The 13814-nt window shown below is 33.7% G+C and carries 19 protein-coding genes; 4 read left to right on the top strand and 15 right to left on the bottom strand.

From position 1 onward, the window contains the following. Positions 1 to 185 precede the first annotated feature (185 nt). Positions 186 to 377 carry a hypothetical protein gene (locus ACFFIX_RS08325; RefSeq protein WP_378932410.1) on the bottom strand — a complete coding sequence of 64 codons (192 nt, stop codon included), beginning with the start codon at positions 375 to 377 and terminating at the stop codon, positions 186 to 188. Positions 378 to 513: 136 nt separating this feature from the next. Between ACFFIX_RS08325 and ACFFIX_RS08320 the strand changes: the two genes are divergently transcribed. Further along, positions 514 to 849: a hypothetical protein gene (locus tag ACFFIX_RS08320; protein WP_378932408.1), complete on the top strand. Its 336-nt coding sequence runs from the start codon at positions 514 to 516 to the stop codon at positions 847 to 849. Here ACFFIX_RS08320 and ACFFIX_RS08315 read toward each other — a convergent pair. The 5 genes from ACFFIX_RS08315 to ACFFIX_RS08295 form a co-directional block, all read right to left on the bottom strand. After that, positions 815 to 997 (bottom strand): hypothetical protein, encoded by a 183-nt coding sequence (locus ACFFIX_RS08315; RefSeq protein WP_378932406.1) that lies wholly within the window; start codon positions 995 to 997, stop codon positions 815 to 817. The genes ACFFIX_RS08320 and ACFFIX_RS08315 overlap by 35 nt on opposite strands. Positions 998 to 1019: 22 nt before the next feature. Then, the gene (locus tag ACFFIX_RS08310) at positions 1020 to 2084 is read right to left on the bottom strand and encodes a serine/threonine-protein kinase (RefSeq protein WP_378932404.1); all 1065 of its coding nucleotides are present in this window, start codon (positions 2082 to 2084) and stop codon (positions 1020 to 1022) included. After that, positions 2081 to 2587, bottom strand: coding sequence for a hypothetical protein (locus tag ACFFIX_RS08305; RefSeq protein WP_378932403.1), 507 nt, complete (start codon positions 2585 to 2587; stop codon positions 2081 to 2083). Before ACFFIX_RS08305 ends, ACFFIX_RS08310 begins: the two co-directional genes overlap by 4 nt. Positions 2588 to 2724: 137 nt before the next feature. After that, positions 2725 to 2892: a hypothetical protein gene (locus tag ACFFIX_RS08300; RefSeq protein WP_378932401.1), complete on the bottom strand. Its 168-nt coding sequence runs from the start codon at positions 2890 to 2892 to the stop codon at positions 2725 to 2727. A gap of 160 nt (positions 2893 to 3052) precedes the next feature. After that, positions 3053 to 3628, bottom strand: a complete 576-nt coding sequence (locus ACFFIX_RS08295) for an HNH endonuclease (protein ID WP_378932399.1) — start codon at positions 3626 to 3628, stop codon at positions 3053 to 3055. Positions 3629 to 4138: 510 nt separating this feature from the next. Here ACFFIX_RS08295 and ACFFIX_RS08290 point away from each other — a divergent pair. After that, entirely contained in the window at positions 4139 to 4294 is a 156-nt protein-coding gene (locus ACFFIX_RS08290) for a hypothetical protein (RefSeq protein ID WP_378932398.1), read from the top strand. A gap of 109 nt (positions 4295 to 4403) precedes the next feature. On the opposite strand, the gene ACFFIX_RS08285 is transcribed toward ACFFIX_RS08290, so the two are convergent. From ACFFIX_RS08285 to yneA, 9 genes are all read right to left on the bottom strand, one after another. Continuing rightward, a complete protein-coding gene (locus tag ACFFIX_RS08285; RefSeq protein WP_378932396.1) occupies positions 4404 to 5246 on the bottom strand; it encodes a hypothetical protein in 843 nt (280 codons plus the stop codon). A 276-nt stretch (positions 5247 to 5522) separates the two neighbouring features. Further along, positions 5523 to 6104 carry a tyrosine-type recombinase/integrase gene (locus ACFFIX_RS08280; RefSeq protein ID WP_378932394.1) on the bottom strand — a complete coding sequence of 194 codons (582 nt, stop codon included), beginning with the start codon at positions 6102 to 6104 and terminating at the stop codon, positions 5523 to 5525. Between the two features lie 26 nt (positions 6105 to 6130). Beyond that, positions 6131 to 6430, bottom strand: coding sequence for a phage integrase SAM-like domain-containing protein (locus ACFFIX_RS08275; RefSeq protein ID WP_378932392.1), 300 nt, complete (start codon positions 6428 to 6430; stop codon positions 6131 to 6133). A gap of 195 nt (positions 6431 to 6625) precedes the next feature. Continuing rightward, the gene (locus tag ACFFIX_RS08270) at positions 6626 to 6844 is read right to left on the bottom strand and encodes a YneF family protein (RefSeq protein ID WP_378932390.1); all 219 of its coding nucleotides are present in this window, start codon (positions 6842 to 6844) and stop codon (positions 6626 to 6628) included. 84 nt (positions 6845 to 6928) lie between these two features. Beyond that, entirely contained in the window at positions 6929 to 7378 is a 450-nt protein-coding gene (gene sirA, locus ACFFIX_RS08265) for a sporulation inhibitor of replication protein SirA (RefSeq protein WP_378932388.1), read from the bottom strand. 221 nt (positions 7379 to 7599) lie between these two features. Next, entirely contained in the window at positions 7600 to 9606 is a 2007-nt protein-coding gene (tkt, locus tag ACFFIX_RS08260) for a transketolase (RefSeq protein ID WP_378932386.1), read from the bottom strand. Between the two features lie 192 nt (positions 9607 to 9798). Continuing rightward, entirely contained in the window at positions 9799 to 10029 is a 231-nt protein-coding gene (locus tag ACFFIX_RS08255; protein ID WP_378932385.1) for a DUF896 domain-containing protein, read from the bottom strand. Between the two features lie 60 nt (positions 10030 to 10089). Beyond that, positions 10090 to 10761, bottom strand: coding sequence for a YneB family resolvase-like protein (locus ACFFIX_RS08250; protein WP_378932384.1), 672 nt, complete (start codon positions 10759 to 10761; stop codon positions 10090 to 10092). Positions 10762 to 10766: 5 nt separating this feature from the next. Then, on the bottom strand, positions 10767 to 11075 hold the full coding sequence (yneA, locus tag ACFFIX_RS08245; RefSeq protein ID WP_378932383.1) for a cell division suppressor protein YneA: 309 nt from the start codon (positions 11073 to 11075) through the stop codon (positions 10767 to 10769). Between the two features lie 155 nt (positions 11076 to 11230). On the opposite strand from yneA, the gene lexA reads away from it, so the two are divergent. Both lexA and ACFFIX_RS08235 read left to right on the top strand, forming a co-directional pair. Continuing rightward, positions 11231 to 11854, top strand: a complete 624-nt coding sequence (lexA, locus tag ACFFIX_RS08240) for a transcriptional repressor LexA (RefSeq protein ID WP_378932382.1) — start codon at positions 11231 to 11233, stop codon at positions 11852 to 11854. Between the two features lie 148 nt (positions 11855 to 12002). Then, positions 12003 to 13427, top strand: a complete 1425-nt coding sequence (locus ACFFIX_RS08235; protein WP_378932381.1) for a magnesium transporter CorA family protein — start codon at positions 12003 to 12005, stop codon at positions 13425 to 13427. Positions 13428 to 13814: the final 387 nt, after the last annotated feature.

Here is a 13814-nt window from a genome sequence, read left to right as displayed (position 1 = left end):
GAGCATCATTCATCACCTCAAGATTTTTATTACTTCTATTTTAATACAAAAAAGACTGTAGGCAAACTCGATAAAATCGAGTTTGTCTACAGTCTGAGCACTCTATTATATAGGGTGCTTTTTTCTTTTCATCCTAAATTTAAACCAATTAAAAAAGCCATCCCAATAAAGGATGACCTGAATTTCTATTTAACTTTTGCTTTAATAAATAATTGTTGTCCAGTCTTGCCAATATCTTTAATTTCTATTTTATTTTCTTTCTCCAACTCTTTTGCAGAATTATAAGCATTTTCAGTATCGAAGTAGGTATTAAAAGCTATAATTATTGTACTACCGTTATTTATCGATAATTTTTCTAACAACTCATTTTTACCCATTAAACTTACCCTCTCCTTTCTCATCTATTATAAACTTCGATAAGAAAGGAAAAAATTCCTTTTTTCACAATAAATTAACAATTCGTTAAAACTCTCCTGTTATAATTGTCCTGTATTCCTAGGTCAGGAGATAATTATGAAAAAAGAATTGAACAAAGACTACCTACAATTTTACAGTATGATGGAAAAAGCTCTACATAAATACAACCGTTGCCTTATTATTTTTGGAGAATACCACAAGAAGACTGAACACGCTTTACTACAATTAAAGATACTTCTTGATCTAAACGATGAACCAGGTCTAAGAAACGTAAAAGCCGCTCTAACCCTACCTCAACTTAGCAACCTGATTGTCTTTTTTCTATTCACGATAGGTGAGAAGTGGGTGAATTTGGACAAAATAAAAGACCTCACAATTAATGCAAGGTCTAGTAATACTAATTATCTCCTTTTGTTTGTTCAATCGGTTTAAACGAAAAGTAATTAGCGTCTATTTTTTCAACTGTGTAGTTACTTTGAGGGTTTAATGCTTTTTCTTTAGAATATCTCTCGTGCAATGTTTCTAAAGGAAAGGGATTATGATTATTTTTTGACTTCTTAAAATTAAATTTAGCAGCCATAACCAAACCTCCTTTCATTTATTTATGCTTTGAGAAGTTTTTCAATGGCTTTAAAGGCTTCATCTTTAGTATTATATCCATCAGAGTTCCATTTCGTTACTTTAGTACGTTTACCATCTGAATTTTTAATTTTAAATCCTTCAGTAAGCCATACGTTTTCATCACTTTTTGTTAAGACAATCTTTAATGTATTAGTTGAATCTTCGTTTTGTTTTACAAACTCCGAATGTTCGTTCGTAATTTCATTATATGACCAATCTAAATATTCGTCAATTAAACTAATCTCATTTATCATATCAAGAATAGTCTCATACCTTTTTATAGGATCAATCGCTAAAGATTTTTTAATAATATTCCTTAGTTTAACCGGAATATGTGGTAAATAAGCTTCTTTTTTTGGGAATTTTTCCTTTTTTAAAATTTCTAAAAGATCTTCCCCAGTACTTATTTCAAATTTATTATATTGCTCCCGTAAAAAATTATTACCATTACACATGCGATAAATAGTTAATCCTGCTTGATATATATCTGTGTATAAAGAAAAACCAACTGCTTTATCAAATGCTTCCATTGGAATGTTTAAATCATAAAGCTTCTCAGGATAAGCAAAGCCTTGTTCATTTAAATACTTGGAAAGTCCAAAATCTGTAACAACTGCTTTATCAGCATCGTTAATTAGAATATTAGTTGGTTTAATATCAAAATGAACTAAATTTTTTGTATGCATAAAATGAATGCCGGACAAAAACTCAAGTGAGTACTTAATTATCTCTCTAACTGTCAATGACCTTTCCTCTAAAAGAGCATTTAAAGATCCTTTTTTTAAGTAATCCATAGCAAGATAAATTGAATGCTCATCTTGAGTAGCATACTTTATTCCCATTATATTAGGATGTTGAACTGCATATAGCATTTGAGCCTCAATAAAGAATTCATTAACGCTAGAAAAATCAGACTTGGGAATTTTTTTCACAACAAACATTGTAGCAAGTTGAGGATCGTAAGCCTTATTGACTTTAGAATTTCTTCCTTCATGGCCAATTTCCTCTTGGATCTGTAATTGAAGTAATGTGTTAGTTACTATCACTTATTGCACCCTCCTTGAAACAACATCGTTATTGAAGTTAGGATACACTCTCGTTCCTCTGTCTTAAAAGATTCCCATTCTTCTTTATCGAATCCTTCCAAAGTTTCTTCCTTGTCGATATATCTTTTAATATCCCCTTTAGGTTCTGATAACGCACTCGACATTTTTGCAATATTAATTAAACCATATTTTTCAATAGAACTGTTAGCAAATAATTCCTGCAATACACCTTCTATATTCATTCTATAAACAATTGGGTTTTTAGCAATAGCCTCTGTAATTCTTAAACCTGCCCTTTTAATATCATACTGAGTTATTATAGCTAAAAAATTTGTTCTGATAAATGCGAGTTGCTCTGGAACTGCTAGTGCTACCGGAATATTTAAATACGAAGATTTTACTAGCTCAAGAGTTCCATCTTCGTCATCTTCCTTAACAACTGCATAATATATCTTTCCCAGTTTATCTTTTTGAGCAAAAACTCTTATACCAATTGAATGCATAGTTATTATTCCCCCTAATTCTCCCTATTATTCTACCATATTTGACAAGAATAGGCATAGAGAAAGTAGGAAGAAGGGACTAATCGAGTTAAGTAAAATTTAGAATTTATCCAAAAAGACACCCTAAAAGAGTGTCTTTAATCAGCTATTGTATTGCTTGGGTCTGATTCTAATTCTCCATCCGTTGATTCAACTTCATCTGATACTTCTTTATCTGTATTAGTTGTGATATCTTCGTCGTTATTATTACAAGCAGTAAACAGCAAAACTAAAAGCAACGATGATGTAATTTTAAACCATTTCAATCAATATCACCTCAGTAATATTGTTCACACTTTTATGTATTAATAAACTCTATGTACATTTGATATTACACCGGATGAGTCAATATTATATTGTAATCTAGGCTTTGCATTCTTATTTACAATTACGTTACCAGCCTTAATCGTATCAGATTGCTTAAGATTATCCTTCATTGGTATTTACCTTATAATGAATTCCTAGTAAATAATTTTGAATCGTACGCTTACCAACATTAAAACGTCCGGCCATCATCTCATAAAATACAATCTTAGAACCTATCCATTTTTCAAACTCTTCTCTAACAATTTCTGCATTTTCAAATGTAAGTGGATTTTTAATAATGTCGTAGCTTCGATTTTTTTTATTATCAGAGGATGTACCTAAAGAGAGGTTTTCGATATTATTATTTTTCACGTTCTTATCTCGATGATCAATCTCAAGCTTCACACCATACTTTCTCCAGCTCTTCGGTTCATCTCCCCATACAGCAGCATACACAGCCTCGTGCTCGTAAACTGACACTACTTTACCTGAATCTTGCTTAAGCTTTGTAAGTAGGTAGCCTCGATCTCCTACACCAGAAGCATTCACGAGCATCCATTTATTAGATTTCTTGTTATAAATTTTCCCTAAGTATGGATGAATAGCATAGTTGCTAAATCCTTTAAGTGGTAACATTTCATGTTTAACATCTTCATACTTTGGTAATTCAGTAATTGAATCATCTCTGTAACTCATTAATTACATCTCCCTTTCAAATTTTAAAGTAAAAAGCCAAGCAGAAATATCCACTTGACTCTTCACTGATTGAAGGTTTTCCGTATATTTCCTCATCTGCAACGTCACAGATTTAAGATCTAATCAAAACCCAATTGATAACTCTATCCACTGGATGCTGATTACAAATTAAATTTGACATTTCTTAATTTGACTGATATGATTTCAATGGGTAAACTCATTTTAAATTTTTAAAAAGAAAAGCTAGCCAACCTACTCTCTCAAAAAAATCAGCTAACTTGATATAAAAAGAAAGGGAGTACTCTGCCGATTTTTGTATATATTGACTTGGTATTATCCTCCCTAACACACCATTAACTAACAACACATAAGAAGCCCATATTGAAGATTTTCTTACACTTTTCTATTTTCGACATAAAAACAAAGGAATACAATCTAACATCTAAATGGAATTAATTGTGTTTTCTAACGTATGATGAAATTACAATATTTTTCCAAAGAGGTGTATTCATGAAACAATATGTCTTTACTATTGACTCTGATGAATTTCAACGTGAACTTCTTATTAATGCTAATGGTATTCTGGACGCTGTTGCTCAAGTAAAATTAATAATGAAAGTTGTTGGGGAAAAACATACACTAAAATTTATAGGCGTTAAATATTAATTCTCCCTTTCTCCTTACAAAATTCTAGTAAGAACCTTCGAATATCACATATCAATCTAGCTGTATAAACCTTCCTTAACTTTATGACCGCCTATTTATAGGTGGTTTTTTATTTCAAGAAATCATACAGCAGATGCTTACATTCCCTTCTCTTCTCAACAACCAAATTAGCATAGCAAATGGTGTAAAAGTAACCCTCAAAGGTTGACTTAATTCTGCCAACCTTCTTAGCAAATACAGACTGCTTAAATGCTGAAATAGCACAGTCTATAACCTCATATAACGGTTTCTCAAGGCTTACTTTTCTATAGGCTATAAGAACCCTACTCCATAATTTAAATGTGTCTATTGCGTTCAAAAATGGTTTAGTTGCTTGAATAAACTCATTTTGAACATTACCAGGCGTGAAAGAGTTGTCTAGGTCATTTAGTGACGGTTCATTTACGTTATTAGGTTTATTAATTCTTCTAGAGAGTGTAGCTTTTATAGACTCAGTTTCACTCTGCAATTTTACGGAGTCAGCCTTGGAGTTATCTAGATTTGTGATACTTGTCCGCCCCTTCATTTTCCCTACTTCATTCGGTACGTCGTTAGAGGGTAATTCTTTTAGATCGTGTAATTTTTTAATGATATATACGTTACATCCATTACCTCCTTTTCCCTTTCTAAAAGTAGGTATAGACTGAATGATGCCATGCTTCTTTAAGAGCCTCAAAGCACGTTCTACAGTTGATCTAGACACACTTAATATGGTAGCAAGGGTATCAATCTTAATCCATGCTACCCCAATGATTTTACAGGCATATCTGGATAGAACCTTGATGCATTCCACTGCTGATTTCGGAATTTCGTGACTGTAGTTATATAGAAATTCACGAATAGAAGTATTCATCTCTTCTATAGCGTTAAATGATTGGTATTGTTTCATTGCGGCATAGTTTGCTGTTTCCATTATTAAAAGCCTCCATTATTGATTTGAAGGCATATTCAAATAAGCTTACACTTGTCCATTTTTTCAAAATCGTGTAAACTATACATAGCGAATGTAGTATGAATATGCGTTGGGAGTAGCTATTGGCGTAGCTGCTCTTTTTTCGTTTGTAAGTTAATGTTTAAAGACTCCTTTTACTATTCAGAAACTGGTCAAAATCCTCTATATATAATCCAATTTTTTTGGCTTCAATAATTAATTCAAGCCACATTTGATATTGGTTTTCATTAGTCATGTTTATTTCCTCCCAATGTTCATTAATGGACTAGAAGGCATTGCTTTCAATATTAATTCAAAATCCTCTAAGGATTGTAAATATCGCTGTGTAGTTGAAATTTCAGAATGTCCGAGAAGCTTAGATAATGTGTATATGTCGATACCATTTAAAATACATTGAACTGAAAAATAATGACGAAAAGTATGCGGAGATACTCTTTTCTCTTCAACACCTGCTCGTTTACCTGCTTCTTTAATGACATTAAACAATGCTACATGAGACAAACCAGTACCCATATACGTTAAGAAGTAATTGTCTGTAACGTCTCTATCGGCGGTAAATTGTTTTCTCATACGGTCATATTTGATAAGAATTTTCTTCAATACTGGACTAATAAAAATAATTCTTTCTTTATTTCCCTTACCATTGAATAGAATTGAAGTTTCTTTAATATTTTCTATGGTCAACGTTCTGATCTCCATTGCACGAAGTCCACAGTCAGCTAACATGGCTAAGATTGCTTTATTACGGCACTCTAAATAATTTTTATAGGTAAAGGATTCAATCATTCCTTGAACTTCCCTATTTGTAAAACCTTTCAATATCTTCTTAGGAACTTTTGGAGTTTCTACTTTTTCATTAAGTTTTCTTTCAAATATTCTTCTTCTACGCACCAGTTGAAAAATGCTGAAATCGTTTTATACATGGAGACAATACTTTGTGGCTGTAAACCTGCTTTTTGTTTCCCTCTAATGTAGGCTTTTAGATCATGAACACTGATACTTTCAAGTTCAGTGATTGCTCGTTTTTCCTTTAGATATAGTATTAAGTGTTTGTACTCTTGACGCTTATTCAACATGGTCTTAGGTGTGTATCCTCTTGCTAAACAGTGATAGAGATATTCGTTTAATACATCTTCTAATCCCAATAAAAAAATCACCTCTTCTGTTAATCTTTCAACAGAAAAAGTGATTTTGAGTTAGAAAATAGAAGGATTAAGTAATATTTGTACAAATTGCTGTGAAAGATTAACCACCAGCGTTATTGACTAGGTAAACTTTCTACAAATATTACTTCCAACTTATGATAAAAGCCTGTCTTATCAAGGGTTTAACCAAGTGCTTTATTTCATTTGTCCGTTCATTGATTTTAGCATTTGGTTTATTTTCTTTTGAGAAGGCTTCATACCCATTTGCATCATCATCATTTTTAGCATTTGTTCATTGATTGGCGGATTTTTCTTTAAATATGTCATCATATATTTACGCGCAATGAAAAATCCTAGTGCAACTCCAGCAAGTAGTGCTAGAACGCCTACTAGAATAACAACCCATAAATCCATTATTTTTCCTCCTTCGTGCTGTCTAATTTACAGTGTACTAAACCATATGAAATTATACAACATTTGCTTGATAAAATCCGCATTTCAGACAAAATTTCTTTCTTTTATCGGATTTAACCATCCATATCTTTCTGCTAGAAAATCCATTGCTAAAAAACAAGGATCAAACTTTCTAAGTACCTCAAAGAAAATAGTCTCCGCCTCATAGCTACCATTTGAAGTTAACTCTAAATGTCGATCTTTAACAATTAGAGTGGCACTCCCTCTATTCGCTTTCAATTCAATTTTATGTATCTCATGTGTTTGTTGGTAATCAGTCCGCTTAGCTAAATGTGTTGCAATTAATTGATGAATAAACAATGTTGGTATAGGTTTTGTAATATATGAAACTTGCTTTTGAATTAGGTTAAAGTGTTTTGTCTGAGATCTTGTCCACTGGTAGTCTTGAAAAAGGTGATACATTTTTGATTCCCTACCAAAGTAATGACTTGCAAATTCTTCTTCTATTAAATAAATACAGTAGTGTCTCACCATTTCACCCCTTATAACAATGACAATTTCTTTTTATTATAAATGAAGTGAACAGCAAGATTTGTCTGATGGCGTTGCAAGAAGACACTACTTTTGTCGAATTTCCATTAGCAGAAAGAATCCTACTAAATTGTAGTACATTTTTGTGTGGAATCAGAACCACTATCGTATTATTGGTGATCAAAGTAAAAGACAAGGAAAGATGCCCCTTGTCTCATTTTTACTTATTTATTGATTAATGCCTTAACTCTAGCAACAACATTCTCAACAGTAAATCCATATTCAGCCATTACTCTTTCACCAGGCGCTGACGCCCCAAACGTATTGATCGCAAGAATTTCACCTTCATCTCCAGAATAACGCTCCCAACCTAGTGGAGTTGCCATTTCAATTGCAAGGCGTTTTCTCACTTCTTTAGGAAGTACTGATAACTTGTATTCATCAGATTGCGCTTCGAATAGATTCCAAGCTGGCATACTTACTACAGATACATGAATTCCTTCTTTTTCTAACACTTGTTGAGCATCAACAGCTAAACCAACTTCTGATCCAGTAGCTAGTAATAATGCATCAGGAGTTTCTTTTTCTGCTGGAGATATAACGTAAGCTCCTTTCGAAACACCCTCATATGCTGTTTTATCTGTGTTTTTAATCGTTTTTAAGTTTTGACGAGTTAATATAAGTGCAGTTGGAGTCTTTCTTGATTCTAGTGCAACTTTCCAAGCTGCTGCAGTTTCATTTCCATCTGCGGGTCTAATTACTGATAAATTTGGCATTGCTCGTAAGGAAGGTAGCTGTTCAACTGGTTCATGGGTTGGACCATCTTCTCCAACTGCAATGCTGTCATGTGTAAATACATAAGTAACGGGTAAGTTCATTAACGCAGCTAAACGAATTGCAGGACGTAAGTAATCTGAGAAAACAAAGAATGTCCCACCAAAGACGTGAAGTCCACCATGTAATGCCATTCCATTTAATGCTGCACCCATTGCAAATTCTCGAACACCGAACCAGATATTCCGGCCACTATAATCTTTTGCTGTATAATCTTCGGAACCTTTTATCGATGTCTTGTTTGAACCGGCTAAATCAGCAGATCCCCCAAAGAATGAAGGTAAGTTTTGAGCGATTGCGTTAAGTGCTTCTCCAGATGATGCACGAGATGCTAGACTCTTCCCTTCCTCGTACACAGGAATGTCTTTATCCCAGTTCTCAGGAAGTTCACCTTGAATTGCTTGAGTTAGTGTTTTTGCTAATTCTGGATATTCTTTTTCATATTTATCATATAGTGCATTCCATTCATCTTCTTTATTCTTCCCTGCTTCTTTGATGCTGTCGTTGAAGTGATCATACACTTCAGAAGGAACGTGGAAGTCTTGTTCAAACGTCCATAAATAAGCTTCCTTCGTTAATTTTATTTCGTCAAGTCCTAGTGGGGCACCATGAACATCTGATGTACCAGACCGATTCGGTGAACCAAATCCAATGGTGGTTTTAACTTCAATAAGTGTTGGTTGATCTTCGTTTTGCTTTGCAAGCTTAATGGCATTAGATATTTCTTCAATGTTATTACCATCTTCTACTCGTATAACTTGCCATCCGATTGCTTTGAAACGATCTTCTACATTTTCAGAAAAAGAACGATTTAGATCTCCATCAAGGGAAATATCGTTAGAATCATATAATACAACAAGTCGTCCTAGTTTTAAGTGTGCAGCAAGTGATGCCGCCTCTGCAGAAACACCTTCCATTAAATCTCCATCACCACAAATTGCATATGTAAAGTGATCAACAACTTTGAACGCTTCTCTATTATATGTACTAGCTAAATGACGCTCTGCCATCGCCATACCTACTGCCATAGCAACTCCTTGTCCAAGTGGACCTGTTGTAGCATCTACACCCGGTGTATGGCCGTATTCAGGATGTCCTGGAGTTATACTTCCCCATTGTCTAAATGACTTTAAATCATCCATTGACACATCATAACCAGATAAATGAAGCATACTGTATAAAAGCATAGAACCGTGTCCTGCAGATAAAACGAAACGATCTCGGTTAAACCAGTTTGGGTTTTCCGGGTTTTGATTCATATATTTTGTCCATAAAGTGTATGCCATTGGCGCTGCACCCATTGGCATTCCTGGATGTCCTGAATTTGCTTTTTCAATTGCATCAATTGATAAAGTACGTATTGTTGCTAATGAGAGTGATTCAATCGTATGTTCCATAAATAAATCATCCTTTCAGTTCATAACTGCTTCCTACTTTTTAATAATAGCGATACATCGAACAATGCACAACTATTTCCTATTGAAAAAAACCCATTTAATAGAAATGAAATTCAAGCACATCCCTTATGGGCCCTGGTACCAATAGTATGTACAAAAAAAGGAATACATCAAAAAGACGTATCCCTATTGTTAATGTAAATTTCGTTTCTTTTCATCTTTCAACTTCTGCGGTGTCACATCATTTCCTTTTGGATCAATTACAGTAACACCTTTAATCGTATTCTGCATGGATTTACGAAAAACTTGTAAATATTGTTGTCGAAGATCTTGTTGTTCATTCTGTTCAGCTTCAGTTAAACCAGTTTCTTTTGATTTACGAGATAACTCATTTATACGATCAAACTTTTCTTTAGGCAACATATGATGGTACTCCTTTCCTTAATACATTGCCATGTTACTAAAATCACTTTAAAAATACAACTATTCCGTTTCGTCTTCGTTTGATAGTCTGTATTCTTTGTACCTTCTATGAACGGTTGCTTTTGATACATGATAGCCAAAGCCACGAAGAGTTGCAGCTATTTCTGAAAAAGTTAATTTGTTTTGCCTTAATCGAATAATCTCAGAAATTGGAACCTCTATCCGTTCTTTTCCAGTTCCTAAATGCTGATTTTGAATATTTTTATGTGGTTTGTATCCCTTTTCGACAGCACGTCTCATTCCTCTTTTAATTTTCATATTATGTATTTTTCGTTGATATTCTTCTACTATACTAACAATTTCTAAAACCATTGAATCGGCCTCTGAAAGCTCCATTTTTCCCTGGTGGGTAATCGTATAGATCTTAACATTTTCTTTGAGTATGAAGTGAATAATTGCTACACGCGCATTACCTCTGCCTAGCCTAGTTTCATCTTGAACTAGAACAAAGTCTACCGTTTTCTCTTTGATTATATCTAACAATTGAAAGATCCCTTCGCGCTCTATCTCGTATCCGCTTGCTTGCTCAGAAATAATATCAGCAATCGAAAGGTTATAATCTTGGGCCAGCTTTAAGAGTTCTTCTTTCTGTCTCTCTAAGGAAGTCTCCTGAGATTCTTTTTTTGTGCTAACTCGACAATATATAACAGCTGTTAATTTTTTATTACTCATGATGCTTATTCATCGCTCGCTAAGTTATTAAAAAACTGTTTTTTATCAATTGGAACGAACACAACTTCACCTGGTTTAATAACTGAAGTGGCTAAATTATTTTTATCTTGGATCCATTTTACAAATTCTTGTTTAGGGATTGAAGCATGCTCTTCATATTTTTCTGCGATGCTCCACAAACTCTCCCCCTCTTCAATTTCAACTTGATGAAAGTTTTCAAGTGTGTCTTCCTTCCCGGTATATGTAATCGCAAATGCAAATACTATGATTACTACAAAAAATGATAGTATATAAGACAATGATTCTCTTTTCATTAATTTCACCTCATACAGAATGTTTGTTCGTAACTTATAAGATCAGTATAATACGAACGATTGTTCTAGTCAACTGTTTTATTCGAACTTATGTTTGTATATTGAGGAAAATCATGCTATAATCTACATAAATTACTTGAAACCGAGGTGTGCAAATGATAAAACTATCAAAAAGACAGCAAGATATATTAAACTTCATTAAAGATGAGGTTCAGAAAAAAGGATATCCACCTTCCGTTCGTGAAATAGGGGAAGCGGTCGGCCTTGCTTCTAGCTCTACTGTTCATGGTCACCTTGCTAGACTTGAAAGTAAAGGACTTATTCGCCGCGACCCTACTAAACCAAGAGCAATTGAGATTCTAGAAGACGATCAATTGAGTCATATTCCAAAAAGCAAGGTTATAAACGTACCTATAATCGGAAAGGTAACAGCTGGTTTACCTATTACTGCAATTGAAAACGTGGAGGAATATTTTCCTCTTCCTGAAAGCTTTGCAAGTGCCGATGAACAAATCTTTATGCTTGAAATCATGGGAGAAAGTATGATTGAAGCTGGTATATTAGATGGAGACATGGTTATTGTAAGGCAGCAACAGACTGCAAATAATGGGGATATAGTTGTTGCAATGACAGAAGATGATGAAGCGACAGTAAAAAGATTCTTTAAAGAGCGCGATTTTATTCGACTACAACCTGAAAACTCAACAATGGAGCCAATAATTCTTCGTAATGTTTCAATCTTAGGGAAAGTTGTCGGCGTTTATCGTTCTATACATTAATAGTTGCTTGTCATTCACATGGCAAGCTTTTTTTGTATAAATTTTTTCTTAGTCACTCACCCTTTCTAGAAAAAAATGCTTTCTAAGTTTGAATGCATGACTAACGGGTATAACTCTTAATAACTATTTTCTAAAAAGAGGGAAAACTATGGAAGATAATCAATCTACTTTAATAAGAGGTGTTTGTCAGTTTGTTTTTCCTATTTCATTAATAGGGTTCAATCATGAAGAACTATCATTTAATTTAGAAAAAGAGGGATTTAAGTTCTTTTCGTTGAAAAATAGTGACCATGAGTCAGAATTTTACGGAACAAGAACAAATGTTCCACATAGCGATAATGAGCATTATTTCCTTCCGTATATTGAAAATATACTTTTTCAAGACTCATTTCATGCATTTTCTCTAAATAGATTTTCTAAAATGATATCTAATCAGTGTACATTAATCACGCCCGTACATACGATTCCATTTTCTATCCTTTCTATTGATTTGATAATTTGTCCTTTTAACATTGGCTTGATTACAGTCCGTACTGAACTACCAGCTAACATTCCATATCTTGTTGCCTTAGATTTTATGAATCACTTTCGAGTATTAGCGCCTAAAATAACTGATCAAAAAGGGACAATTCTTACTTATAATGAAAAAACGTTTAGTGAAATGAAGAAATTCATATTAGATGAGCTTTGCCCTGGTATCATTCCTTATTTAAACGACGATGAGCGAAATACAACCAACGGAAGTCTTCCTTACTTCGTCGATGAACGTATGTTCGTGTCAGGGTATTTATTACAGCCGAATTCTACTACGATTGATGAATACCAATTATTTAAGGTTTCTCATCTAAATTCTTATGATGACAGCGGAAATGAATACATTTCTGCTAGTAATCCAGATTATATTAGTGAGCATATAAAAAATCATTCATATGATCGCTGGGCCCCTAATACATATTACGTGACAAGTGATCACACATTCACTTGTGTGTCAAAAGATGAAAAGAACTCTAAACAGTTGCTAAATAATATGTATGGACCTCACTATTACAATTTACTTTTACATTTATTTTATAAAATTGTTTTACTCAAGCTCTCTTATGATTATTCAAAACTTGACATCGATCGGAAAGAGCAAAAAATCGAAGACTTAATTCGATCGATTACAAATTTTTCAGCAAAGTTTATTTTCTTTGAAATAAGTAGCAGAACAGAAGGTCAAGAAATTTCCAATTGTTTAAAGCAAACGTTTAAAATTGAACCTCTTTTTGATGAAGTTAAAAATACATTAAATAGGTTATATCAAAATCAAGAGAGGCTCATTGATAAGCGAAAAAACCAGTTGTTACTTATCTTAACGATTTACACAGTGATATCAGGTATTTACGGAATGAATTTAGTGGTTGAAGATTGGAAGGGAAATATCGATTGGAGTAAGTTACTACAGTACTCTGTATTTGAATACATTTCTCTATTCATTGCGATCAGCGGTATTACAGTTGGTTTCCTTTTAGGATTAATTGCACTTTATAAAATGGCGAAAGAGTATTACTTTAAAGAGAAAAAAAATAATTAGTTCCAGTTTCAATAAGGAAATCATCGGAATTTGTTTTATGATGAGTTCAACCATTTTTTACCTGTACTATAATTATCTCCCTACTCGATCTTTAGTGGGGATTTTTTATTTTGTCAAGGGTCACTCTAAGTAACAAATAAGGCTCTTATTACATCGACTAAATCGGAAAAGAAAGTAAAAAAAGCGCAAACGCCTTGGTCAGCCTTAGACATAGCATAAGGCGATTCAAGGGTAGGCGGCGTTCTTTGCCTTCAATTTAGAATTGACTTAATGACCCTGATAGGCAGTCAAAAGCGCGACGTCAATCGCCATGACTGCACTAGCATGTCCTGTGCGTCAGGGCTAGGCGCTGGAGCTGGACTTCCGAAACGCTTACTGTGTCTTAGA

The sequence above is a fragment of the Metabacillus herbersteinensis genome (genome assembly GCF_042433335.1).
GTDB lineage: Bacteria > Bacillota > Bacilli > Bacillales > Bacillaceae > Metabacillus > Metabacillus herbersteinensis.
Note: the sequence above shows the minus strand (reverse complement) of the source record. Positions and strands in the feature narration are given on the sequence as shown.

Bases quoted from the DNA above. Each gene is read 5' to 3' on its own strand.
- ACFFIX_RS08325 (WP_378932410.1), bottom strand. From the start codon at position 377: ATGGGTAAAAATGAGTTGTTAGAAAAATTATCGATAAATAACGGTAGT.
- ACFFIX_RS08320 (WP_378932408.1), top strand. From the start codon at position 514: ATGAAAAAAGAATTGAACAAAGACTACCTACAATTTTACAGTATGATG.
- ACFFIX_RS08315 (WP_378932406.1), bottom strand. From the start codon at position 997: ATGGCTGCTAAATTTAATTTTAAGAAGTCAAAAAATAATCATAATCCC.
- ACFFIX_RS08305 (WP_378932403.1), bottom strand. From the start codon at position 2,587: ATGCATTCAATTGGTATAAGAGTTTTTGCTCAAAAAGATAAACTGGGA.
- ACFFIX_RS08295 (WP_378932399.1), bottom strand. From the start codon at position 3,628: ATGAGTTACAGAGATGATTCAATTACTGAATTACCAAAGTATGAAGAT.
- ACFFIX_RS08290 (WP_378932398.1), top strand. From the start codon at position 4,139: ATGAAACAATATGTCTTTACTATTGACTCTGATGAATTTCAACGTGAA.
- ACFFIX_RS08285 (WP_378932396.1), bottom strand. From the start codon at position 5,246: ATGGAAACAGCAAACTATGCCGCAATGAAACAATACCAATCATTTAAC.
- ACFFIX_RS08270 (WP_378932390.1), bottom strand. From the start codon at position 6,844: ATGGATTTATGGGTTGTTATTCTAGTAGGCGTTCTAGCACTACTTGCT.
- sirA (WP_378932388.1), bottom strand. From the start codon at position 7,378: ATGGTGAGACACTACTGTATTTATTTAATAGAAGAAGAATTTGCAAGT.
- tkt (WP_378932386.1), bottom strand. From the start codon at position 9,606: ATGGAACATACGATTGAATCACTCTCATTAGCAACAATACGTACTTTA.
- ACFFIX_RS08255 (WP_378932385.1), bottom strand. From the start codon at position 10,029: ATGTTGCCTAAAGAAAAGTTTGATCGTATAAATGAGTTATCTCGTAAA.
- ACFFIX_RS08250 (WP_378932384.1), bottom strand. From the start codon at position 10,761: ATGAGTAATAAAAAATTAACAGCTGTTATATATTGTCGAGTTAGCACA.
- yneA (WP_378932383.1), bottom strand. From the start codon at position 11,075: ATGAAAAGAGAATCATTGTCTTATATACTATCATTTTTTGTAGTAATC.
- lexA (WP_378932382.1), top strand. From the start codon at position 11,231: ATGATAAAACTATCAAAAAGACAGCAAGATATATTAAACTTCATTAAA.
- ACFFIX_RS08235 (WP_378932381.1), top strand. From the start codon at position 12,003: ATGGAAGATAATCAATCTACTTTAATAAGAGGTGTTTGTCAGTTTGTT.